Source organism: Hyalangium sp. (assembly GCF_035629615.1).
GTDB lineage: Bacteria > Myxococcota > Myxococcia > Myxococcales > Myxococcaceae > Hyalangium.
This window is the reverse complement of sequence record NZ_DASPHO010000851.1, coordinates 1-21,620: the sequence shown is the minus strand read 5'-3', so window position 1 is coordinate 21,620 and position 21,620 is coordinate 1. Positions and strand designations below refer to the sequence as shown.

General features: G+C 68.5%; 15 protein-coding genes. 10 read left to right on the top strand and 5 right to left on the bottom strand.

Translation table 11 applies throughout. The features are described from left to right. Both VD972_RS42760 and VD972_RS42755 read right to left on the bottom strand, forming a co-directional pair. Positions 1-786: condensation domain-containing protein (locus tag VD972_RS42760; RefSeq protein WP_324995404.1), on the bottom strand; the 786-nt coding region annotated here is incomplete at its 3' end. Positions 787-882: 96 nt separating this feature from the next. After that, on the bottom strand, positions 883-1,803 hold the full coding sequence (locus VD972_RS42755; RefSeq protein ID WP_324995402.1) for a LysR family transcriptional regulator: 921 nt from the start codon (positions 1,801-1,803) through the stop codon (positions 883-885). 165 nt (positions 1,804-1,968) lie between these two features. On the opposite strand from VD972_RS42755, the gene VD972_RS42750 reads away from it, so the two are divergent. The 5 genes from VD972_RS42750 to VD972_RS42730 all read left to right on the top strand — a co-directional run bounded on the left by VD972_RS42750 (position 1,969) and on the right by VD972_RS42730 (position 14,809). Beyond that, complete coding sequence (locus VD972_RS42750) at positions 1,969-3,486, top strand: acyltransferase domain-containing protein (RefSeq protein ID WP_324995400.1); 1,518 nt, start codon at positions 1,969-1,971, stop codon at positions 3,484-3,486. 39 nt (positions 3,487-3,525) lie between these two features. Next, positions 3,526-9,459 carry an SDR family oxidoreductase gene (locus VD972_RS42745; RefSeq protein WP_324995398.1) on the top strand — a complete coding sequence of 1,978 codons (5,934 nt, stop codon included), beginning with the start codon at positions 3,526-3,528 and terminating at the stop codon, positions 9,457-9,459. Positions 9,460-9,615: 156 nt separating this feature from the next. Further along, positions 9,616-11,838 carry a KR domain-containing protein gene (locus VD972_RS42740; RefSeq protein ID WP_324995397.1) on the top strand — a complete coding sequence of 741 codons (2,223 nt, stop codon included), beginning with the start codon at positions 9,616-9,618 and terminating at the stop codon, positions 11,836-11,838. Then, a complete protein-coding gene (locus VD972_RS42735) occupies positions 11,835-13,421 on the top strand; it encodes a hypothetical protein (RefSeq protein ID WP_324995395.1) in 1,587 nt (528 codons plus the stop codon). Before VD972_RS42740 ends, VD972_RS42735 begins: the two co-directional genes overlap by 4 nt. Then, positions 13,418-14,809 carry a cytochrome P450 gene (locus tag VD972_RS42730; RefSeq protein ID WP_324995393.1) on the top strand — a complete coding sequence of 464 codons (1,392 nt, stop codon included), beginning with the start codon at positions 13,418-13,420 and terminating at the stop codon, positions 14,807-14,809. Before VD972_RS42735 ends, VD972_RS42730 begins: the two co-directional genes overlap by 4 nt. A 129-nt stretch (positions 14,810-14,938) precedes the next feature. On the opposite strand, the gene VD972_RS42725 is transcribed toward VD972_RS42730, so the two are convergent. The 3 genes from VD972_RS42725 to VD972_RS42715 form a co-directional block, all read right to left on the bottom strand. After that, entirely contained in the window at positions 14,939-15,907 is a 969-nt protein-coding gene (locus VD972_RS42725; RefSeq protein WP_324995391.1) for a hypothetical protein, read from the bottom strand. Between the two features lie 456 nt (positions 15,908-16,363). After that, positions 16,364-16,816 carry a hypothetical protein gene (locus VD972_RS42720; protein ID WP_324995389.1) on the bottom strand — a complete coding sequence of 151 codons (453 nt, stop codon included), beginning with the start codon at positions 16,814-16,816 and terminating at the stop codon, positions 16,364-16,366. A 39-nt stretch (positions 16,817-16,855) separates the two neighbouring features. Beyond that, positions 16,856-18,076: a hypothetical protein gene (locus VD972_RS42715; protein WP_324995387.1), complete on the bottom strand. Its 1,221-nt coding sequence runs from the start codon at positions 18,074-18,076 to the stop codon at positions 16,856-16,858. A gap of 287 nt (positions 18,077-18,363) precedes the next feature. On the opposite strand from VD972_RS42715, the gene VD972_RS45665 reads away from it, so the two are divergent. The 5 genes from VD972_RS45665 to VD972_RS42695 all read left to right on the top strand — a co-directional run bounded on the left by VD972_RS45665 (position 18,364) and on the right by VD972_RS42695 (position 21,559). Next, entirely contained in the window at positions 18,364-18,888 is a 525-nt protein-coding gene (locus tag VD972_RS45665; RefSeq protein WP_414654221.1) for a helix-turn-helix domain-containing protein, read from the top strand. A 285-nt stretch (positions 18,889-19,173) separates the two neighbouring features. Continuing rightward, positions 19,174-19,494 (top strand): hypothetical protein, encoded by a 321-nt coding sequence (locus tag VD972_RS42710; protein WP_324995384.1) that lies wholly within the window; start codon positions 19,174-19,176, stop codon positions 19,492-19,494. A gap of 308 nt (positions 19,495-19,802) precedes the next feature. Beyond that, complete coding sequence (locus tag VD972_RS42705; protein ID WP_324995382.1) at positions 19,803-19,985, top strand: hypothetical protein; 183 nt, start codon at positions 19,803-19,805, stop codon at positions 19,983-19,985. Positions 19,986-20,587: 602 nt separating this feature from the next. After that, positions 20,588-20,899 carry a hypothetical protein gene (locus tag VD972_RS42700; protein ID WP_324995380.1) on the top strand — a complete coding sequence of 104 codons (312 nt, stop codon included), beginning with the start codon at positions 20,588-20,590 and terminating at the stop codon, positions 20,897-20,899. Between the two features lie 84 nt (positions 20,900-20,983). After that, complete coding sequence (locus VD972_RS42695) at positions 20,984-21,559, top strand: ribosome-binding protein (RefSeq protein ID WP_324995378.1); 576 nt, start codon at positions 20,984-20,986, stop codon at positions 21,557-21,559. Positions 21,560-21,620: the final 61 nt, after the last annotated feature.

Below are 21,620 nucleotides of genomic sequence, written 5' to 3'. Positions count from 1 at the left end.
CAGGAGCACCGTGAGGAAGGTGCTGCCCTCCGCCTTGGCCAGCGCGCGGATGCGCTCGACCGTCTCCGCCCCCAGCGTGAAGGGGTGCGAGCCGCCCACGAAGGACTGGACGGCAGGACGGGGGTGATCTCCTGGCAGGTTCAGGACAGGGAGCTCACCCGACAGCTCCTCCTTCCAATGACTCCAGAGCCGCTCCCCTTCGGGGCCCGCCAGCAGCGCCTCCTGCCACCGCACATAGTCCCCGTACGTGAGCGGCAGCGCCGGCAGCTCCACGGGCGTCTCTTCCCGTGCGGCGCGGTAGAGCGTGCCCAGCTCCTCGAGCAGGACGTTCATCGTCGCCAGGTCCACGGCGATGTGGTGCAGCGTCAGCACGAAGACGTGCTCCCTGGCCGAGCGCGTGAGGAGATCCAGCCTCCATGCGGGCTCGCGATCGAGCGCGAAGGGACGCGTGCCAAGCTCCTTCGCGCGCGCCGCAAGCTCGCTGTCGCTCCAGGAGAAGGCCTCCCACTGGCGGAGGTGGAAGTCCATCCGCTCATGGACGAGCTGCCGGGGCATGCCCTCGTGCACCACGTACGTGGAGCGCAGCACCGGGTGGCGCTCCGCGAGCCTGAGGAAGGCCCCCCTGAGCGCGGGGAAGTCCACCTCGGATCTGATGCGCGCCGCCACGACCACGTTGTAGGCAGAGCCCTCCGGAGACAGCTGCTGGACGAACCAGATGGCCCTCTGGCCGTGCGAGAGGGGCTGGCTCTGGGGAGGAGGAGGGAAAGAGGGCAGCGCGTTATCCATGCCAATCTCTTAAAACCCGCTAAACATTAAATCCAAGCCCTCCTGTTCATGGCGGTCATCGACTGCGTTCATGCCGGGACGCGAGTGGACGCTCCTTCATCCGTGGTGTGCCCCCTGGGAGAGTTGCCTGAGGAGGCCGCGCAGCCAGGCGTGGCCAGGATCGTGCTGCGAGCGCTCGTGCCAGTACTGGCTCATGGTGAAGCCTGGCAGCTCGAGCGGCGGGCGCAGCATGCGCAGGTTGAAGGGCTTCTCGAAGATGTGGGCGATGCGCGCGGGGGTGGTGAGCACCATGTCGGAGCCAGCGATGGCGTAGGGAGCCACCAGGAAGTGCGGGACGGAGAGGCTGACACGCCGCTTCTTGCCGAGCTTCGCGAGCGCGGTGTCCACGATGCCGCCGTCCTCGGACTCTCGGGGTGAGACCAGCGCGTGGGGCAGCTCGATGAAGCGCTCCAGCGTGAGCCCCCGCCGGACCACGGGGTGACGGGCCCGCACCAGGCAGACGAACTCCTCGTGGAACAGCTCCTGCCGGTAGCCGCCCTCCATCTCCGCGTCGAAGAGGCCAATAGCGAGATCCGCATCGCCTCGCTCGAGCCGTTGGAACACCAGGCTGGGCGCGGTGCGAAAGACGAGGTCGATGCCTGGTGCGTGCTGCGCAAGGTAGCGCACCAGGGGAGGCAGCACGACGAGCTGGGTATAGTCGGAGGCGATGATCCGGAACCTGCGCTGGGCAGTCGCTGGCTCGAAGCGCGGCCGGTCGAGCACGTGCTCGACGTCCTTCAAGATGCGCTCGATGGGGCCGGCGAGCTCCTGCGCGCGGGGGGTGGGCAGCACGCCCCGGGGCGTCGAGACGAAGAGCGGATCATCAAACAGGGTCCGCATCCGGCGCAGCGAGTGGCTCATGGCGGACTGACTGATGCCGAGCCGAGCCGCCGCGCGCGTGACGTTCTTCTCCCGGAGGAGCGTGTCCAGCGCGATGAGCAGGTTCAGATCGACGCTCGCAAGGCGAGGAGGAGGCATCGAGGAATCATACCGATGGGGCCTTCCAGACGGGGCTCAAGGCGGTAAAAGGAGCTGCCCTCGAACACCCCCTCGGGCTCTGCGCTGTGCAGGGATGTCACCGTGCGTTGCTACGGTTTCGTGCTGAGCGAAACCCGGCTGGATCGTAGGAATGCACGGAGATGGATGATGGGCGAAGCACACTCGCACAAGATCGCGGCGCTGTTCCCGGGACAGGGAGCTTTCTACGGAGGGGCCCTCCGGGAGGCGATCCGTGAGTACCCCCAGCTCGCCAAGACCTTGAAGGCGGTAGACGAGGTGGCAGAACCCTCCACCGGTAGGCCCATCTCCCTGGTGTTGCTGGGCGCCTCACCGCCGGAGATCGCTGCGTTGAGCGAAGATCCCCTGACGCTCAACCTCGCCATCTACGCCGTGTCGGTGGCTGCGTACACGCTGCTGGAGGAGCAGGGGCTGGCGCCAGAGGTGCTGGCCGGCCACAGCTTCGGGGAGATTGCCGCCCTGGTCTGCGCGAAGAGCTTCACGGTACGTGAGGGGGCAGAGATCGTCCGTGACCGCTGCGCCGCGCTGGAGAAGCTGGGACGGGACGCCGGTTATATGGCGGCGCTGGGGACTGGAGCGGCGCGCGCGGCCCACCTGGTGGCCGCGCTGGGACGCGAGGACGTGGCGCTCGCCGTGGACAATGGGCCTTCCCAGGTAGTGCTCGCGGGCTCCCACGAGGGCATGGACCAGGCGCTGGCAGTGGCCTCCGCGCTGCAGGTGACAGGGACCCGGCTGCACTCGCCCTACCCATTCCATGTGCCCTCACTGATGGAGCCCGTGGCGCGAGATTTCGCCGCCCGGCTGCGGCACCTGAGGCCTGCCCCACCGCGCCGCCGCGTCTTCTCTCCGATCGAGGGACGGGAGTACACGGCGGGGGATGATCTGATTGCCCTGCTCGCCGGGCACCTGGCAAGGCCGGTCCGCTTCCGCGAGGCCCTGGAGCACCTGGGCCGAGAGGGTGTCACCACCTTCATCGAGTGCGGCGCACTGGGGACCCTGGGCAACCTGGTGCGCCAGACGCTCAAGCCCGGGAGCGTGCGGGTCGTCTCGTGCCTGCCTTCTCCGGGTGAGGAGGTGGCAGCGCTCCAGCGGGCCATGCGCCTTGCCCGGGGGGAACCCGAGCTCTCCGAGACTGCACAGAGCGCGCTGGCGGAGCTCTTCATGCCCGGTGCCAGCGTGGAGACCTTCCGTGCCTTCTGGCAGGCCCGGGGCGAGGAGCTGCGAGAACATGCTCGCAAGCTCGCTCAGGGCTGGCGCACCGAGGCTCCGCTGGCCGCCAGTGTCAGCCCCGCTGCGCCGCCCGCACCTGCCCCTTCCCGCGCCGCCGTGCCAGAGCTCAAGGCCGCCGCTGCGCCACAAGGAGCGGGGGCCCCGGCTGCGATGAATCGCTCGCAGCTGCTCTCGGAGCTGGCTCGCATGTTCGCCGAGGCGCTCGAGTATCCCGAGGAGGTGCTCACGGAGAACGTGGACCTGGAGGCCGAGCTGGGCATCGACTCGGTGAAGCAGGTGGAGCTGCTGGCGAAGATCGAGCAGCGCTACCGCCTTCCACCCCGCCCACCCAGCTTCCGCCTTGGCGACTACCGCACGCTCGGGAGCGTGGCGGACTTCGTCCTCGACATGCGCGAGCAGCCAGCTCACGGCTGAGCCGCCCTGGTTCCACAACACCTACGGAGGCACAGCGAGATGCGCGACATGGAAGGCAAGCTCGCCCTGGTGACGGGCGGCGCCAAGGGCGTGGGCCGGGTGATCGCCACGCGGCTCGCCGAGCGGGGCGCACGGGTCCTCATCAACTTCTTCCACTCGCTGGAGGCCTCCAAGGCCGCTTGCGCGGAGATCCGCGCCCGAGGTGGAGTGGCCGAGCCCCTGCGCGGCTCAGTGGCCCGGCGCGATCAGGTGGAGCAGATGTTCGACAAGATCGAGCAGCGCTATGGCCACCTGGACATCCTCATCAACAACGCCGCGTCCGGGGCCATGGTGCCTACCGCCAGCGTCACCGAGGAGTACTTCGACCGGGCGCTGGACACCAACCTCAAGGGGGCCTTCTGGTGCTCGCAGCGCGCCATGGCGCTCATGCAGCGGAAGGGCGGTGGCGTCATCGTCAACGTCTCGTCCCTGGGGGCCCAGCTGCCGGTGGACAACTACCTGGTGGTGGGCACCTCCAAGGCCGCGCTGGAGTCGCTCACCCGCTACCTGGCCGCCGAGTACGCCCCGCTGAACATCCGGGTGAATGCCGCCTCGGCCGGCATGCTCGACACGGAGGTCATCCGCAACTTCCCCAACTACGAGGAGCTGCGGCGCAGCCTGGAGGCAGCCAGCCCCCTGGGCCGAATCGGCACGGCGGAGGAGCTGGCGGACGTGGTCCTCTTCCTGGCTTCGGAGCAGTCGAGGTGGATCGTCGGACAGACCGTGGTGGCGGACGGCGGCCTGTCCGTGGCGCGCGGTTCGCTGGCGCCCGCTCCGGTGCCCGCTCCGGCGCCCGCGCCCCGCGTGGAGCCAGTCTCCTCGCCCCGGCCCAGCCCTCCACCGCCTGAGGCCTCGAGCGAAGACATCGCCGTGGTGGGCATGGGCGTGGTGCTCTCGGGAGCCAGTGATGTCGAGACGTACTGGAAGGCGCTGCTGGAGGGCAAGAACCTCTTCCAGCCCGTGCCGCCCAACCGGTGGAACCTGGCTACCTTCTACTCGGAGGATCCCGCCGCCGAGGACAAGGGCTACTGCCTGCACAGCGCCTTCATTACCGAGCCCGTGCCTCCCTCCGGGCTTCCACCCGGAGCGTATGACTTCACCGTCCACTGGCTGCGCCACTCCCTCTCGGACGCCCTGCGCGGGGTGAAGCGGCGGCCGGATGACCGGTACGCCTTCATCGCCGGGTACACGGCGGATGGGAGCCAGTTCCTCGAAGAGTCACTCCTCGTCCAGAGCACCCTCCAGCGGCTGGAGCGGTTGATGGCGCAGCGCTCCGGTGACAAGGCCTCGCACCCGCGGTGGCTGGAGGCCGCCCGCCAGGCACTGCACGCCGGCTATGCCCACGGCCGCTCCTCGCCCGTGCGCTTCCTTCCCCACCGCGTGGGCCTGGATGCCGTGCGAGGGCTCCTGCCCGAGCGCACCGAGGTCCTCATGGTGGACACCGCCTGCTCCTCGTCCCTGTACGCGGTGGACATCGGCATGAAGGCGCTGCGCATGGGCAAGCAGGACGTGGTGGTGTGTGGCGGGGCCATGTCCCTGGCGCCGATGAATGGCGTGCTCTTCTCCAAGTTCCGGGGCCTGTCGGCCTCGGGCGAGGCCCGCCCTTTGGACAGCACGTGTGACGGCGTGCTCTTCGCGGACGGCGCCGGTGTCGTCGTCCTCAAGCGGCTGGAGCGGGCGCTCGCGGATGGAGACTCCATCCTGGCGGTGCTCTCCGCCTTCGGCGCCTCGTCCGACGGCAAGGGGAAGGCCATCTACGCTCCCAGCAGCGCCGGCCAGAGCCTGGCCCTGCGGCGGGCCATGGCTCACCCCGCCTACCAGGTGCGCCACCTGGACTTCATCGTCGCTCACGCCACGGGCACGCCGACAGGAGACAGGACGGAGATCCAGGCCCTGAACGAGACGCTGCCGGCAGGGCGGACCCTCTCCCTCTCATCAAACAAGTCCATCATCGGCCACACGGGCTGGGCGGCGGGGGTGGCATCCCTCATCGAGGCCATCCTCGCCATGCAGAAGGAGACCATCCCTCCCCAGCACCGCTTCACCCGGCCCCTGGCGGAGCTGGAGCGCAAGGAAGGTGGCCTGGTCATCCCTCGCCAGCCGCTGGCCTGGCCCGCCCGGCCCGAGGCGCCCCGGCTGGCCGCCATCTCCAGCTTCGGCTTCGGCGGGACGAATGCCCACCTGCTGGTGAGCGACTTCCAGCCGGGCCGCCCCCCCTCGCCCCCGCCACCCGCGCGCCCGCTGCAGGCCCCCTTGGTTCTCGTCGCCTGGGCGGCTCGGATGCCAGGGCTCGATGCGCCTGAGCAGGTGCAGCAGTGGATGGAGGGCCAGGGCCCGGAGCCCACCGCCAGCTTTGGCGAGAGCTACCCCCTGCCTCCCTTCGAGAAGATCCGCATGTCCCCGCGCACCGCGCGCACCATTGATCGCTGCCAGCTCATGGTGCTCGAGTGCGCCCACCAGCTGAAGCAGCAGCTGGGGCGCTTCTGGGATGACAAGCTGGAGACGGCCGGCGTCTTCCTCGGGCACATGGGCAAGACGCAGCAGGCGCTGCGCTACAGCAACCGCTGCTACCTGGACGACCTCCAGCGCGTGCTGCGCGAGTCCCCCACCCTCCGGGAAGACGCGGGCTTCTCCGCCCTCTTCGAGGAGTTCCGCGCCGAAGTCAGGCGGCTCGTCCCCACCTCCAACGAGGACTCCTTCCCCGGGCTGATGCCCAACGTCATCCCCGCGCGCGTGGCCAACTTCTTCGATCTGCACGGACCGACCATGGCCGTGGACACGGGCCTGTCCTCCGCGCTGAGCGCGCTCGAGGTGGCCGCGCGCTACCTGCGCAGCGGCGAGGTGGACCTGGCGCTGGTGGGTGGCACCAACGGCAACAGCGGCCCCGAAGCGGATGCGGTGCTCCGAGAGCTGGTGGGCTCGGCGGGACAGCAGGCCGCGGAAGCCTGTGTCTTGTTCGCGCTCGTGAGGGAGCAGGATGCCCGGGAGGCCGGGCTGCCCATCCTCGCGCGGGTGGGTGAGCCAGGAGCGGCGCCAGCCCCAGGCTCACCGCCCCTGCGCTGTGGGGTAAAGCCCGAGGGCCTCAACTTCCTGGGGGCCGACGCGGCCGTGGCCCTGCTCCGCGCCCTGCCCCGCGTGGCCGATGAGCCGCACCTGCACTGCCTCGATGAGACGGGCCAGGCGCTCACGCTCCCTCTCCACCCGCCCGAGCCCCGGGCGCCCCGGGCCGCTGCCCCCGTCCCGCCCCGCTTCCATGATGCTCGCTTCCATGCTCCCGGCCAGCCTGTGACGGTGCGGCGGCAGAAGATGGGGCTCAGGGCGCTGCCAGACATCGCCGTGCGTGGGTCCGTGCCCTTCTTCCCTCCTGGCACTTTGCTGCTGACGGATCAGCCCCAGCTCCTGGAGGAGCCCGGGCTGCTGCCCCCTGACGTCATCGTCCTCAGCACCACCCCTCTGAAGCCGGGGCCGCTCCGGTTCTTCCTGCCTCGCATCACCGAGGAGGCCGTGGACACCGTGCTGCGCCCCCTGCGGGGCCGCATCTCCCACCTGCGGGTGCTGAGCAACCTGTCGTCCGCGGCCCCTCTGGAGCTGCCGCCCTGGCACGAGCCTGAGGCGTTGGTGGCCCTGAATGATCTGCTCTTCCTCACGCTCAAGCAGGTGCTGGATACCCTGAGGCAACCGGGGGCCTCCTTCGTCTCGCTCTTCACCGGCGCCCTGGCGGGCGAGGTGCTGCACCCGCTGGCAGGCCTGTTCGCAGGCTTGATCAACTGCGCGCTCTTTGAGCTGAAGCCCTGCGAGACGTTCGCCGTCTTCACCCGCGAGCAGGACGTGCTGCGGGCCGTGCGGGACACGGAGCGCGAGTCCACCCTGAAGCGCTTCACTGCCACCGTCATCCACGACGGCGGCACCCGCAAGGCCGTCCTCGCCACCGAGGAGGCGGCGCCGCTGCCCGCGGACGCCCCCGCACGTCTGGACGAGAGCTCGGTAGTCGTCGCCACCGGCGGCGCTCGCGGCATCACCGCCGAGGTCGTCAAGGAGCTGGCTCGCCACCACCGGCCCCACCTCTACCTCATTGGCAGCAACCCGCTCGACAGCTACCCGGCGGCCATGTTCGAGGGCCGTGATGAGGACTTCGAGAAGCAGCGCTCGCGCTTCATCCTCGAGCAACGGACAGCCCACCCGGAGAAGACGGTCAAGCACATCAACTCCGAGTTCGATCGCAGGGTGAGCGCACGCTGGTCCCACCGAACCCTGGAGGAGCTACGCCAGCTCTGCGGGCCCGGCAAGGTCCACTATGTGGCCTGCAACGTGCTCGACCGGGAGGGCCTGGAGGCAGCCGTCGCGCAGGTGGTGCGCCGCCACGGCCGCATCGATCTGGTCATCAACGCCGCCGGGCTGGACAAGAGCCAGTCCCTCGAGAAGAAGACGTTCGAGGACTTCCTCTACATCCGCGAGCTCAAGCGCAAGGGGTACCAGCACTTGAAGCATGCCGTGCGCCACTGCCCGCCGCGCCTGTGGTGCAACTTCGGCTCCGTGGTGAGCGGGCTGGGCCAGGCAGGCCAGGTGGACTACGCGGCGGGCAACACCTTCCTCAACACCGCCGCCAGCTACGCCGCCTCGCAAGGCGTAGAGGAGTTCACCGTGGGGTGGACGGTGTGGGGGTACTCCGGGATGATCACCACCCACTACTACCGGAGCATCGCCGGGGTGGTGCACAGCTCGGGCCTCTTCACGCTGATGACGAACGAGGAGGGCGTCCACCACTTCATGCGCGAGCTGCACCTGCCCCGGCACGAGCCCGTCACCCTCCACCTGGGCACCGCAGAGAAGCGGGTGTTCGCGGCCGATGGGGACTTCCTGCGGCCGCTGATGGCCCAGCTCTTCCCTCCATCAGAGCCGGTCCTGCCCGCGCCTCGACCCCAGGGATACGGCCGCTTCTACGTGGAGAACTCGCGCCAGGTGGCAGAGGGCGAGCTGGAGCTGGAGCGGACCTTCGAGCTCCAGCGGGATGCCTACCTCAAGCACCACCTCGTCAACGGCCACCCCACCCTGCCGGGCACCTTCGTGCCGGAGCTGGCGGCGGAGGCGGCCGAGGCGCTGGTGCCCGGCATGCAGGCAGTTGCCTTCGAGGACATCGTCTTCCACCACTTCCTGCGCGTGTACGCCCCGGACAAGCCCGCGCCCAAGCGCATGCGGGCGCGGCTGCTGTCCCGAGATGAAGACCGCGCCGAGGTGGAGGTGCGCGTCCTCACGGACGTGGTAGCTCCCAACGGCACCGTGCTGCGGCGGGACCGGCTGCACTTCGAGGCGCGCGTCATCCTCCAGCGCCAGCCGCCTCAGGCCCCGCTGTGGGAGGCCTGGCCAGCGCTGGGTGAGGTGCCCGTGCCGGATCCGTACCACCTGCCCGCAGCCCCCGTGCTGCTGACGGATCTGTTCGTCTCCACCACCGCCACCCGCATGCACCCGCTGGGCAAGCGCGCCTCCTGGAGGCCCTCGGTGCCAGAGGGGCATCCCGTCTTCTCCCGCTTCCTCACCCCCAGCATTCTCATTGATGGGCTGGCACGGGTGGCGGTGCTCGGCCTGGTGGATGAGTACGTGCCCCTGGCTGCCCCGGCTCGCATCCGCCGGGTGGAGCTCTTCGAGCGCGTCAATGACGCTGAGCTGGCCTCCCGCTATGGGCAGCTGGAGCTGTACGCCACACCGCGAGACATCACCGCCTTCGGCCCGGACTCGCCGCACAACCGCTGCGTGGCGGTCCGGCCGGACGGGCGCGTGCTGGTGCAGATCCATGGGCTGGTGGGCATCGTCATGGGCTATGTCCACGTCCGCACCGGTGAGTTCGTCTCGGCGAGCGATCTGGAGGCCCGGCTGCGGCGCTCGGGGAGCGTCCCCGCGGTGCTGCCAGCCGCGGCCCCCTCGGGAGGTGGGTGGTGAGCCTTCCTGTCCCTGTCATCCAGTACCCCCAGGACGGCTCGGTCCAACCCGTGCGCCGCGTCGTGTGGCGCCCGGTGGAGCTGCCCCCTCTGGCGGAGCCCCCCCCGCTCGCGGCTGGCGGGCCGCCGGGTGGCGCTGGTGGGGGGCCGGGAGGAGGTGGCTGCCAGAGTCACCGCGGCCCTGGAGGCACGAGGCGCCCAGGTGTACCGGCTGGCGGCCGGTGAGAGCGGTGCCAGCCTGCGAGCTCGCAGCGGACCCCTGGATGGAGTGGTGGACCTCACCCTCCAGGAGCCCTTTTCCTCTGACGCGCCGGACGCATGGGAGGCACCGCTGCGCCAGTCCGTGGAGGTGATCCAGGCCTGCTACACGGAGTGGATCGAGGAGGAGGATGCGCAGCGCCTCTTCTATATGCCGGTGACGATGCTCGGCGGTGCCATGGGCTATGAGGGGCAGGCCCCCCAGCCGCTGGGCGGCATCTGGGCCGGCTTCGCCAAGGGGCTCCCGCGCGAGCTGCCCAACTGCAACATCAAGGTGCTGGATGTGGCCCCCGTGGAGTTGGAGCGGCTGGGAGAGCTCATCGCGCGCGAGCTGTACGTGTGGGACATGATCGAGGTGGGGCACCGCGAGGGACGGCGCTACACGTTGCTGGGCGAGGAGCAGGCCGTGGGTGAGCCGGTGCTGGAGCTCACCTCGCGGGACACGGTGCTCATCTCGGGAGGCGGGCGCGGCATCGGCCTGGCGCTGGCGCGGGCGCTGTGCCGCAACTTCGGCTGCCGCGTCGTCGTCACCGGGCGCAAGCCGCTGCCCCGCCCGGAAGAGCCGTGGCTGCTCATGGACGACGCGGCCTTCCGTGCCTGGAGCCGCGAGCAGCTGCGGCAGGTGCCACCGGGTGAGACAGTGGGCCGCGTCAAGCAGCGGCTGGAGGCGCTCGGGCGCGAGCGCGAGCTGTACCACAACCTCCAGCAGGCCCAGGCAGAGGGGCTGGCGCTGAGCTACGAGGCCTGTGACTTCAACTCGCTGGCCCAGGTGGAGCAGCTCCTGTCGCGCTTCGGCCCGGGGCTGCGCGGCGTCATCCACAACGCGGGCACGGACGCTCCCATCCGCCTGACGGCGAAGAGGCCCGAGGACTTCGTCTCCACGGTGCGCGTGAAGGTGAAGGGCTTCCTCCACCTGCTCCAGGCGGTGCGCGGGCGGCCGCTGGCCTTCTTCTGCAGCGTGGGCTCGATGACGGGCCGCATGGGAGGCATGGCGGGGCAGACGGACTATGGGGCTGGCAACGAGGGCCTGGCGCGGCTGGGCCTGTGGGCCGCTCCTCAGGTGCGCTTCCCGCTGAAGACGCTGTGCTGGGTGACGTGGGACAACCTGGGACTCATTGCCAACTTCAAGGCCGCCACGCGCTACATGGCGGCGATGAACGTGGAGGAGGGCCTCTACCGCTGGCAGCGGGAGCTGCTCGCGGGGGGCTCGGGTGAGGTGGGCTTCCCCGGCCACACCGGCCAGGCGCTTGTCCCCGGAGAGCTGGGGCGCTACTGGCTCACCTCGGACTTCCCCTCCTTCGCACGCCTCGCCTCGCTGTACACGCTGCTGGGTGAGCTCGTGTCCTTCCGGCGCTTCCGCTCCGTGCGCGCGCGCAACCGGCTGCGTGCCCCGAGTGCTCCGCTGCTCTGGGAGTTCTCCGCAGGTGGCGAGCCGGCCCTCCCCGTCAGCCTGCTGCTCGAGTACATGTGCACCCTGGGCGAGTGGGTGACACCCGAGGCCTGGCCGGATCTCTTCCTGCGCGAGGTGCGTGGGTTGAGCGTGCGGCTCGGCGCCCTGGCGGCTCCTGGGGGAGAGCTCGTGCTGGAGAAGGAGGCCACCGGCCGCTGGGAGGGCTCCGCATGGGTGCTGGACATCCAGGTGCGGCGAGGCACGGACTCGGAGCCCGTGGCCACGCTCCGCCTGGTGTATGAGCGGACTCCCGCGCCCCCCGAGCCGCCGAGGACATGGGCCCCTGAGTCGGGCTCACGCCCCGCTCCGCGAGGCAGCACAGGCCTGCGCTGGAGCTGCGAGCGGCTGGAGGCGGGGCGCTGGTCCTCCCTGGCCGGCGGCGGAGTGCTCGGGCGGGTGCGGCCGTGTCTGCCGAGCACCCTGTGGTCCACGCCCCTTCTGCCCCAGCCGTTGCTACCCACCGCCCACCTGGAGGCCCTGCTGCGCGCTGCGCTGGAGAGAGGCCGCACCGAGGGGAGCTCCCCCACCCGCTTGTCGATTGGCTGCCTGAAGCGCGGTGCTGGACAGGGGCCCTGTGAGGCCGTGCTTCACACTCCCCTGGAGAACTCCTGGTTCGTCCTGGACGCGGCTGGCGTACCGTGGCTGGAGGCCCAGGAGGTCCGTTTCGCATGAGCCAGCGCCCGCTGCCCGCCCCGCTCCAGGCTTCGGAGCTCGTCGATCGATGGAGCCCTCCCGTGGTGAGCTCTCTGATCACGCTCAAGCTGTTGGAGGGCCTGTCCCGGCTGGGGTGGAGAGCCCGTGAGGAGGGTTGGCGCAAGAGCGTTCAGACCTATTTCCGCACCGAGGCGTCCAAGTTCGTCCTCGCGTCACTCGGGCTCTCGGCCGAGCCCTCTGCCACCACTGAGGAGTCCTCCCTCCACCTGGCGCGGCGACTCCAGGCCTTCCTGCGGGAGCAGCCCGTGTGCCGCTGGTGCCTGCAATGGGAACGCTTCGCGGCCCGACGCCTGCCTTGCCTGGAGGCGGACATCACCCTGGCGCACTTCGATGGATCCGGGAGTCTGAAGCACCTTCAACCCCTGCTGGACGAGCACGCGCCCGCGCTCGGAGCCCTGGATGCCGAGGCCCGAGGCTGGCTGTGTCAGCAGCTCGTGGAGGCCTACGAGGCCACTCGGCACCTGGAGGATGTGGACCGGCCGCTGAGGCTGGAGCGGATGCTGCGCCGCCAGGTGCAGGAGCGCTCCTGGTCTTCCGGGAGCTCACGCGCGGAGGCGCTGCGCTTCACGGAGCGCGTGCTGCGCGGCACCTTCCTCGTCGTGGAGCAGCTCCCCGCGGGCGCCACGGCCGGAGAGCGCCACACGCCGCCCCCCTTGCTCCACCGAAAGCACCCGGGGCATGGCCTGCTCTGCCTCCACGCCCGCCTGCTGCCGGAGGCCAGCGCGGTGGATCTCTGGTGGCAGATCCACCACTCCCCGGTGGACGGAGCGCCCATGCAGGAGGTGCTGGATGCGCTGAGAGCCGCCTGGGGAAGCCGGGCCCTGCCTCTCGCTCCCGCGCCTCCCGCCTCGCTGCCACCCCAGCTCTGTGGGCGCCGGAATGGCCGCGAGCAGGTGTGCACGTTGGACTTCCTCGACTTCAGCCCGCTGCTGTCGGCCCGGGAGCAGCTGAGCCGGGAGCTGGCATATCCGCTCGAGGGCCCCGTCTCCTTGAGCGGCCTGCTCCTGTGGGGACTGGCATGCCAGCCGGCCTTCGCCGATCGCAAGTTCGTCATGCCGGTGGATGTGCCCGCCACCCCGCAGGCGGAGCGGACCCTGGGGACGCTCGTCATCCGCCCAGCCATGTACTTCCGCCAGGACAGGCGCGAGGGGCTCGTGTCCTTCCTGCGCGCTTTCGAGGCGCGGCTGCGAGCCACCCAGGAGCGCCGGAGCGCGGCCACGTCCGCCATGCAGCTGTTCGCCGTGGCGCCGCCCTTCCTCTATGAGGCGCAGCGAAGGCTGGCCTCAGCCGCCATGGCCGAGGGCTTTGGCACCGTGGGCATCACCCTGCTCCGGAACGCGGAGGTGTTCCTCCCCCCGCTGGGGGACGCCAACCCGGACGGCTTCCTGGCCTTCGGACGCTTCACCCGCGACGCGGAAGGCAGCGGCAGGGCGGGGGCCATCGGCATCAAGGGTACCGCGGCCCAGGTGGAGGCCTACCGCCAGGCGCTGCGAGACATGCTCTCTCACTTCCACGAGTACCTCGGAGCGGCTCCTCCATGACTCAGAACACCCCCTCTCCTCATCCCGCGCTTGCGCCCGGCCCCTGGGGCCTGCCCTTTCTGGGCGTGCTGCCGAAGCTCGCGCGCGAGCCGCTCGGCTTCCTGGTGCACATGGCCCACCAGTATGGGGACGTGGTGCGGCTGCCCTTTGGCCGGAGCGAGGCCTACCTCATCAGCCACCCGGATGATGTGCGCCAGGTGCTGGTGACGAACTACCGCAGCTACAAGCGCAGCGAGCTGTACGACAAGATGAAGCCGCTGCTGGGCGAGGGGCTCATCACCAGTGATGGGGACTTCTGGCAGCGCCAGCGGCGGATGATGCAGCCGGCCTTCCACAAGCAGCGTGTCATCTCCTTCACGGGGATGATGGTGGAGTCCATCCAGCGGATGCTGGAGCGCTGGGAGAAGGCGGAGCAGCGGGCCGAGCCGCTGGACATGCTGGCGGAGATGATGCGCATCACCCAGACCATCATCACCCGGACGATGTTCTCCGCGGGCCTGGACGAGGCAACGGTGGACGCGGTGGGCCAGGCGGTGACCGTGGGACAGGCGACGGCTGAGCAGCGCTTCTGGTCCCTGGTGGTGTTTCCGGATGCCATCCCGACGCCGCAGAACCGCCGCTTCCAGCGGGCGGTGCGGACCATTGACCGCATCGTCCACGGTCTCATCGACGAGCGCCGCCGCAGTGGAGAGGACAAAGGGGATCTGCTCTCCATGCTGCTGGCGGCCACCGACGAGACGGATGGGAAGGGGATGACCCAGCGCCAGCTCCGGGACGAGCTGGTCACCATCTACCTTGCGGGGCATGAGACGACGTCCGTGGCGCTGACGTGGGCCTGGTACCTGCTGTCGCTGCACACGGACGTGGCCCGCAAAGTCCAGGCCGAGGTGGATGAAGTCCTCCAGGGCCGCGTGCCTACCTACGAGGACCTGGAGAAGCTGCGCTACGTGCACCAGGTCGTCGAGGAGACGCTGCGGCTGTACCCACCGGCCTGGCTGCTGTCACGGACTGCTCTCCAGGACGACGTGCTGAGCGGCTACCGCATCCCCGCGGGGGCGGCGGTGCTGCTGTGCCCCTACGTGGTGCACCGCCACCCGCGCTATTGGGAGAACCCGCTGGGGTTCGATCCCGATCGCTTCCAGCCGCAGCAGGTGGAGGCGCGGCACCGGCATGTGTACTTCCCCTTCGGGACGGGCCCACACCTGTGCATCGGCAACCGGATGTCGCTGATGGAGGCGCAGCTGGTGCTGGCGATGGTGGTTCAGCGCTACCGGCTGGATCTGGTGGTGGATCAGCGCGTGGTGCCGCACCCGCAGATCTCCCTCAAGCCCGAGGGAGCCGTGCGGATGACGCTGCACCGGCGCTCCCCCCCAGCGCGCGCGAGCTGAGCGGGAGCGAGGTTCTCCTTCGCGCGGGCCACCGTTCCCGTTGATTCATGCCGTCCTCCTACGGTGGAGTCGGTCGCAGAAGCGCGCCCGCGATCGAAACGCCGCGCTCTTTCAAGATCGTCCCCACTCCTACTGGAGGCGAGGCTCTGGCGTGGAGGCCTTGCCTGGGTGGGGACACACGTCCGAAGGCTCGTGCTCTGTTTGACAGAAGCCGGCCACGGCCTCGCAGTACTTCTGGCTCCCCTGCTGACAGGCCTCGCGCCAGCGCCGGGCCATGATGCGCACGCTCCGGCTGGGGCTCTGCCCCTCCCCCTGCTCTTGTAGCACCGGGGCCGCTTGGATCTGCTGTCTCCATCGCGCCGCGGCCGGGGCATCTCCCAGGCTCTCGGCCAGATCCGCGGCGCCCTCGCAGTACAGCTCCGCCTCCGAGCGGGTCTCTGCCTCCGCGCAGCCGCGCTCCATGCACCCGCGCATCTCCTGGTAGAAGCTCAGGTGGTTGCCGGGGCTCCAGGGTTGGCCAGACCACTTCACCATGGCCGTAGGACACGCCAGGCGGACGGAGTCCGCCGAGACTGTCAGCTCCCACCGCTTCCTCATCACGGAGAACAGCCCCTGACAGATGGGCTGGAGCCTGCTGCCGGCCCCGGGGCTCCGCGCTTCGAGCTGCTCGGGGTGCTCACAGATCTGCCCGAGGCACTCCACGTTTGCCAGCTCCCACGCTCGAGCGCTCGGGCTCCCGGCGTCCCCTCGCTGGAGCGCTGCGAAGCGAGGGCAGACGGTGGAGGCCATGGCCTTCCACTGCTCCGCCATGGCGCTCGCAAGCTCTTCGGGGTTCGTGCCGGAGACAGGAGCGCCCGGGGCGGCCCCCCAAGGACTTCTCGCCTCGCGCGATGAGCCCCCACGCAGGGCGCTGACCACCCCCACCGTGGCGACGAGCAGCCCCATCGCGAGGAGCGGGAAGCGCCAGGCGGAGCGCGGGGGTGGTGGCCTCTGGGGCGGCTCCCGCTCGCGCTTGGGCTTTCGCCGCGCCGCGAGCCCCACGGGCACCAGGAGCACCAGGGCCAGCCACCACCAGGGCGCAGCGTACAGGGAGAGCATCGATGGGATACTAGCGCCCGTTATCGTCGAGCGTCTCTATCGGCACCGCGAGCGAGCGCCTCAACAGCCGCCTCGGCCTCCGGCAACAGCTCGCTCGCCGAATGGTTCTCCCGGCTCTCGCAAGCCAATGCCGGGCGGCATCCAGCCGGCCTTGCGACGTGGCGAACGGCTTGAGACCAGCATCGGGGTCCTTGAGGAAGATGGGACCGAAAGGCGCGTTCATGGTCTCGCAGAGAGGACCAGAAACCGATAGGAATTGCAGCCCGCCTTCTCGGGCAGCGTAGGTCCCCTCAGTGGAGATCCTGGGCCAGCTTCTTGAGTTCTGCGACGCATCCCTCGTGCCGCAGTTGGATGCCGCGCCGAGCTACTACACCTCCTTGAACTTCGTCCCCGTGGTCCCTATGTCCTCCACGGCCTTCGCGATCTCCTCGGAGACGATGCCTGTCGATGGGAACCTCAAGGAATGGTTCCATTTCCGCTGGGCAGCGCTCCTAGCTCATGGAGTTTGCTGCGAGCAACCTCATGCTGAGGATCCTTCTGGAGGATGCGCCGGTAGAGTCGGATCTTCTTTGCCGAGTCACGCGCGAGGGCCGCTTCGAGAGAGAGAACTTGTACATGCTCCGGGTCCAGCGCCCGAGCCTTCTCAAGCTGGCGGTTCGCCTCTCCGTCCTCGCCCATGAGGAAGTAGACGAAGCCAAGTTCCACGCGCACAACAAGGTCCTCAGGAGTCAGCTCAAGGAGCCTTTCGAACGTGGGTACTGACACTTCGGGCTCCGCGTAGAAGCCCTCCGCAAGTTTCCGGAGTTCCTCAGGCTCGGAAACGCGACGGAGTTCCTCGCGGAGAGCCCGCTCCACCTCCGATCCGCCTGTCTCCAGCACTCGCTTTGCCAGATGTTCAAGCTGACTCATGGGGTCCCTTCTGTCCAAGTACGTCAGGAGAGCATGGCCTCACGGTGGAACAAAGGCCGTGTTGATCGTGATGCGTCCATCCGCGTACTTGAACCAGCGAATGGTCAAGTCAACCAGATTCCCCAACGTATCCTTGACCTGAATGGTGCCCTCGAAGATGGCCCCGTTGGGATGGGTGGCAACAGCGCTGACCTTCCCATCGAGTTGGCGAACCGCGTCAATGAGAATCTGTCGCTGCTCCGCCCATGTCGGGGCGAGTCGGCTGAGGTTGTGCTTGGGTACATCAATGTGCGGGGCTTTGACCGAAGGGTTGCTGCCTGAGCCCATAGCCCCCATGGCAACTGCCGTAGCAGGCAGGGAAATGACGATGGTGCTTCCTACAACGGCCACCGCGCTCACCTGTCCCACGTTCGCCAGGTTGATGCCGAACCGTGCGGCCCCCGCCGCCGCTGCCTCCGAGAAGCTGGGGAGCATCGACAGCCGCGAGGACAGCAGCGCTGCGCCCCCGGTCATTCCATGGCTCACCACCACCGTCACCGCGAGGACGAAGACGCGGGCAACTTCCGGTCCCACCCGGTTCGCGCAGCGCTTGCTGGCGTATTCCAACTCCTCCCAAGTGGTTGCCCGGTCGCTGGCCCACTTCAGCTCCCGGCTCGCGTCCACCACCTCCAGGAACGTCTCCACTCCCAGGTAGATCAGCAGCAGAGCTGAGACGATGGCCGCCGCCTTGGTGAAAACGGGCTCGGGGTTGGCCGCCAGGACGGCCCAGGTGATGAGGCCCGTGGCGATCACGGTGTAGAAGAGCTGGGGGGCCAGGGTGTTCTCCACTGCCTTGGCGATGCTCTCCTTGAGGGGATCGATCGACAGGCCCAAGGCCACCCCCAGTTTGTCCCACTCGCTCAGGCCCATCACGTCATCGAGCAGGGAGAGGCAGTTGTCCCTGCGCTGGCCCGGCTCGCAGAGGCCACCGAAGCTCTTGCTCATCAGGCGCTGCCAGCGTGTATCCGGGTCGTCGCTGGGGTAGGAGGCGCGCACCAGCCAGTCTTGCCGAGGTGGGCGGAGGGTGAGGGGCGCATTCAACACCAACTGCGTCAGCGCTTCCTCGAACGCTTCCGCATCCACCTTCACGGGCTGGGTCGAGGTGGGCGGCCTGTACTCCAGGGGCTCCCCCTGCCCCATGTCGAGGCGCACCACACGCTGGGTGGCGCACGCATTGAGCAGGGCCAAGAGCAGGACCGCAGCGGTCAGACGCGTTGCCATGGGGCGCCCTCCAGTTCGAGGAGGGATCCAGCCTACGGGATGGTCGCCCCAGAGACGATGACGCCCCAGGTCCTCTTCGCATCCCACCATGGGAGGGTGAAGCTGCCCGGCATCCCTTGTGGACGGCAGCCGAGATCCGATGAAATTTGACGGCTGGGTCGAGGAGCAGCTCCGCGAGGCCACGTCGCTTTCCTGCATGCGCGCGCCGGAGCGCGCCCTCGCTGCTTCTTGACTGAGGCCAGGACCGCCACTTCCAGCCCTGGGAACGGAGGCTCCACCGGCCCCGCATGCTGCTGGAGCCGAGTCCTCTCCGCTTGCTGCTTGTTTGCTGCTGGAGGTCAACAGGGGAAAAGAAAAAGCCCCGGAGCCTCGCTGTAAGTCCGCGAAACTCCAGGGCTTTCGGATGGTCGGGGAGACAGGATTTGAACCTGCGACCCCTTGGTCCCGAACAGCGCCCGGGGGCGTCGGAGGGGGGCTCCAGGGGGGCTTTCATCCTCTCTAACCCATTGGAATCATTCAGTTCTCCAGGAGCAACCAGGGAACCGCTCGTCCACGGTTTCGCACCGGTTTGTACCAATTCCGCTACCCGGGCGCTACCAGTTGGCGAGCCCAACGGGTCCGAGGTTCCACCCCGCCTTGAGGGTCCCCACGGGGCCAGGTTGCTTACGGTAGAGGAGGTCGCCCGCTACCTCGGCGTCTCACGCGCCACCGTCTACAAGCTTTGCTCGGAGGGCAGGCTGCCCCACCTGCGAGTATCCAACGCAATCCGCTTCCGGCCCTCGGACATCGGGGCCCTGCTTCAACAGGGATGAGGTGCGCCACCCCAGGTCGAACCGAGGATCTACTGATTACGAATGAGTGGGACCCGCTCGTGCCACTACCGTAAGTAGCCGGAACTACTGTGTAATTCGGCCTCTTTTGGCCCGTTCTGGTTGCCGGTGGCGGGGGAATTACCCAACAAATTACCCAACACGCGCCGCCCTCAACTACCCCATCACCGGCTCTTGCTGATCAGCTACTGATCAGCTACACATGAGTAGCTCATGTGATGCGCATATGGGCGTATCGCATGCCGATACCTGACTATGGAGTGGACGATGAGTGAGGAAGGTAGAGCCGTCGGCGTAAACGGGCGGGTGACGGTGCTGGATGAGGTGCAGGCGCAGCCGGAGAACCACGAGTGGACCCTGTGTTTTCAGCGCTGCCGCTACGTCTACACCGATGGCAAAAAGGAGGAAGGATACCGGTTCATCTGGCGCAGACCCGACGGCAGTCTTCAAGGCGCACGTGGGCAGGCTCGATTGCCTTCCCTCAAGATCGCTCGCGTGCTGATGGCGGAGGCCGAGAAGGCGGGCTGGGGTCATTACGAAACAGACCCGGAAACCCTCCTGTTTCGACCGGCGCGAGCGGCCGAGTAAGGCGTTGCCGCCCGTCGATGAGGAGAAGTTGGCCGAGTGGGGCCGGGCGGTGGAGCACCCGGCCTTCGAGGAGACTGCTGCTCGACCTTGCCCGCGACCACGACCTGATCCTACGCAACTGATCGCCGTGCCCCGTCAGAGAAGAGGAGAGGGGGTGGCCTGCCGAACCGGTAGAGGACGCAAGGGGGACGCTGAGTCAGCGTCCTCCGCGCCCTGTTACGGAACATCAGCTGAGCTGAGTGACCGGAAATATGCAGAATTTGTCCGCGCCCCCGCTCAACGGGGGCGTCACCACGGGGAGAAGACGCATGTCAGCCAAGCGTAACGAAAGCGGTGAAAAATGGTGCACCTACGGCAAAGGCCACTGGGCGTCGCCCGAGCGCTTCTACAAGAATGCCACCAAGCCAGATGGTCTTAACGACATCTGCCTCTATCACCAGGGGGTGGTTGATGATGCGAAACGCACACGCGCCGCCGAACAGAAAAAGTAAATGATCGCCGTGCTCGTGTGAGAGGAGGAGAGGGAGCAGCCTGCCGAGCCGGACGAGGACGCAAGGCGGACGCTGCGTCAGCGTCCTGCGCGCCCTGCTCCCACTGCGAGGGGAACAGGGTTGTCCGTGTGGCAGCTCATGGGCAGTGGCTGCCCCATCACCACGGGGCAGGGCGAGCATTTACAATCCTACCGCTCGCCGCGTGGCGATGATCGGCTTCTCCCTGCGCAGCGATTCATCTCGTCCGCCTGATCCCGGCGCACGCGAACGACATCTTCGCGGTCGGCGAGGTCGACGGCTCCAGGGGTGACATCCCGCTGCTTCAGGTAGGCAGCAAGTGCTGGCGTGCTCGGCGGAACCAGCGTCGCCCGGGCCCCTCCCACGATCCAGTCCCTCCTCCCGGGTATAAGCCCTTGGAGGAACTCCTCCGTGACGCTCGGTTGACTGCGACGGTGAACGAGCAGACGCCGCCTCTCGGGCTCGCCTCAGCGTCGCTCCACCGCGAAGCCTTCCATCCCACTCAACCCCTGCGCCCTCGCTGGCGCGCACTACGCGCGCCACGTGGGCTCCACGCCCTCCGTCGCACGCCGCATGGAGGACACGTGAAGAAGATCATCACCACCGTCCGGAGTTGCCGCCTGTTCCGGCCAATCACTCTTGAAGAGGCCAAGACCCTCTGCTTGACCCTGAGCGAGTCCATGGCCCGAAACCACGAGGTGACCGGGAAGATGGCCCGACCCTTCCGGCTGCGTCTTTACACGGTAAAGACCCACCTGACGAAGGAGAGCCTGCTGCTGCACATACGGTTCCTCGTGGGCAGCAAGAAGGAACGGACGGACATCATCCTGGGCTGCTTCGACGCGCACGTCGAGCGGATGCTCAGACCCTGCCAGAGGGACCCGCCCGCTCCCTGACGCAGCATCCGAAATCGAGGGCTCCCGGTGGGTATCAGCACATGAGCCCGGGAATTCCTCCTGGGCATTTCCAGGAGTCCCTGCATGCCCTTCCTCCCCATCATCACCAACAACCTCGGCAAGATCGCCGCCACCATGGCAGCTGGCACTCTCGGCTACGCCAGCCGCAAGACCATCGGTCGCTGGCTGGTCGGCGACGACGAGCCGTCGGAGACGCAGGAGTCCATGCGCCAGAAGGCGCAGGAAGTGCGGCAGCTCCAGGGCCAGATGACGCTGGCCGAGCTCGACCGGAAGCACTCGGAGCTGCTGGAGAAGCTCACCCAGGCCAACGCCGCCACGCTGAGCGAGATGCGCTCGCTGACCAAGGAGGTGAAGACCGAGGTGGCCGATCTGCGCAAGGGCCTCCAGGGACAGATCGATACGCATCGGACCGAGACGATGCGCCTCAGCAAGGATCTGGCCGAGATGCGCGAGCGCCAGGAGAAGATGGAGGCGAGCCTCCGCGGCGCCGCTCCCGGAGCCAGCGAGCAGCCGCCGACTCGCAGGAAGATGGGCAATGGGGCCACCGGGCTCACCAAACCGAGCATGGGTGACACGGTTCCTCCCACCGCCAAGACCGGCTCGAGCAGGGCCTCGGCTCGTACGTCGCGCACCATGTGACTCGTGCCCGGGTGACGAGGGGGGAAGTCCTCCTCGTCACTGCGGGCCTTTCCTTTTGGCT